We start from the raw sequence: 911 nt of genomic DNA on the forward strand, positions 1-911 counted from the left end.
TGAGGATCCCCTGAAAAGCGTGGAATAAACGATATAGCTGTAGTAGGTGGAGGAATAATACCTGACGAAGACAAACCTGCACTTGAAAAAATGGGAATAACAGGCAACTTCGGCCCTGGAACACCCCTCAGTGTAATAATCAACCATGTAAAAAAACGGGCAATGGAAATCAGGAAATTGAGGGAAAATGAATATTGATAGGCTAACAGATGGCATTCTGAAAGGAGATTACAGGAGCATTGCCAGATCCATATCACTGATAGAGAATTCCGGTTATGAATCTAGAAAGGAGATAATCAGCAGGATATACAGATACGGAAATGCCAAGATCATCGGTATAACAGGACCGCCGGGAGTGGGGAAAAGTACTTTAATAGGCAATCTTGCCCCAATGCTTGAAGACCACGGCAAGGTTTCCGTTCTTGCTATTGACCCGGCCAGCCCGTTCTCTGGTGGGGCCATACTTGGGAACAGGATAAGGATGCAGGCTGCCCTCACCAGAAGGGGAATATATATGAGAAGCGTATCCAACAGACTGTATAATGGCGGGCTTTCTGAATATACATGGGACATAACAAAGATTCTGGAAGCATCTGGAAGCGATTTTGTCATACTTGAAACCGTTGGGTCAGGCCAGGCAGATGTGGATATAATGAATATAGCAGATATAACATGCGTAATTCTTGCACCCGGGCTCGGAGATGAAATACAGGCAATTAAATCTGGTATGATGGAAATAGGAGATATTTTTGTAATAAATAAAACGGACAGAGAGGGGTCGTATCTGGCTATTAAGGATATAAGGGAATCGTTAAACATGAGCAATAAGCTGTCCACACCGGTTATAGGGCTGAATTCCATAACAGGCGAGAATTATGATGAGTTTGTTGCANACATATTAAAGCTTGACA

Annotated in this window: 1 protein-coding gene; it reads left to right on the plus strand. The window is 43.0% G+C overall.

What is annotated here, in order from left to right:
- Nucleotides 1-187: 187 nt before the first annotated feature.
- On the plus strand, nucleotides 188-911 hold a 724-nt coding region (locus AMDU4_RS12985; protein WP_290705400.1), incomplete at its 3' end, for a GTP-binding protein.

The sequence above is a fragment of the Ferroplasma sp. Type II genome (genome assembly GCF_000496155.1).